At 48.1% G+C, this 1506-nt stretch carries 1 protein-coding gene; it reads right to left on the bottom strand.

What is annotated here, in order from left to right; translation table 11 throughout:
• Positions 1–93: 93 nt before the first annotated feature.
• The coding region (locus tag R7127_RS26105; protein ID WP_318148672.1) for a chain-length determining protein at positions 94–1506 on the bottom strand (1413 nt) is incomplete at its 5' end.

Here is a 1506-nt window from a genome sequence, read left to right as displayed (position 1 = left end):
GAGAAGACAAAACCATGCGCTAAGTTAACGTTGCGTAGCAAAGAAAAAGCACTCGGGTCAACGAGTGCTTTATCGTCATGGTGAGTAGGAGAGTTAACTGGCGAACGTCACTTTAGGCAAGGTGGTGATCACCGGAACGCCCAGGTGTTTTTCTAATGCTCGGCGAGAGCGCACCGAGTTGTCTGCCAGTTCAAGTATGGTGGCTAGACCAACGCCAAGGCCGGCACCACCGATAAAGCCTAGAATGATAAATACAATGCTTGGTAGATTAGACGGAATTGTCGGAGTGAATGGCGCATCAATGATCTTCACGCGTTTGTTTTCTTCAAACACACCAAGCGATCCTGTCAATTGCGCCATTTCGTAACGCTCGACGAGGTCGTCGTACATTTCACGCTTTACGGCGACATCACGTGCTAAACGGTTGATTTCTGTCGCGGTGCTACCAAAGCGATGGGCATTGCTTTCTAACTCTTGAATCATCTTTTGCAAACTGACGGTTTCTTCGGTGAGTGATTCAAAACGGCTACGCATAATTTGCAGTTGATGAAGTTGAGACACAAGCAATGGCTGCGCTTCCCCAAGGCTACTTACGGTGGCGTTACTCGCAATGTCCCACAATTGGTTACTGTTCAGCTCTGGCTGTTTTGAACTGAGCAGAACTGTGCGTTCTTGCTCTAAGCGTTTTAATTCGCGCAATTTTCCTTGTACTAGGCTGTGCGCTTCGGTGTATTTGGCGCGGAGCAGAGTAAGCTCGCTTCGGATCTCGATAATTTGTTCTTCAATCTTACCGATGACGGGGTTGGTTTTGGAAAGCTGTTGGTCCAAGCTCCCCAAACTGCGAGTCACACCGGCAAGCTCGGCTTCTTTCTCCGCCAAGGTTTGCTTTAAGCTGGCTAGGCGGGTCAAGCTTTGGGCCTGCATTTCTGGAGTTGCGTGTGAGTAGGTGTTTTTATACTCGGCAAAAGCGTGCTCGGCTTTGTCGAGTTCTTCTCTTCGCTTATTGATATGGATGGTCAAAAAATGACTGGAATCCTTAATCGACGAGCGTTCAGGGGCCAACAGTTGCTCAACAAATCGGTTACTCACCGACGTTAACATTGACTCCATTCCTTGTGCTTTACCGCTTCTTAGCTGAATTTGGATAAAGTCTTTACCCAGTTGTTGAACAGACAAGCGCGAAGCGAGATCTTTGATGATGAACTCTTGTTCTTTCGCGCCCATGTCATCGTCAATCAGCCCTTGCTCTTTTGCGACAGAGTAGAGCACGTGACGGCTTTTCAGCAAAGTACTCAACGCACTCAAACGGTCTTTAAGCATGGTTGATACGGCAATATCTTGCAGAAACGGATTCATCTTCGCCGTTTCTTGAATCAACATGCTGGTGTGTGCGACGTACGTTGTTGGAACGAGCTTGCTTACGCCAAAACCAAGGATAGGTAGCACAAGCATCGGAATGACAATCATATAGCGACGTCGCCACGCGCCATGCAGTAATACGCTGAT

It is taken from the genome of Vibrio sp. 1159, assembly GCF_033340395.1.
GTDB classification, from domain to species: Bacteria; Pseudomonadota; Gammaproteobacteria; order Enterobacterales; family Vibrionaceae; genus Vibrio; species Vibrio alginolyticus.
This window is presented reverse-complemented; position numbering and strand designations above follow the sequence as displayed.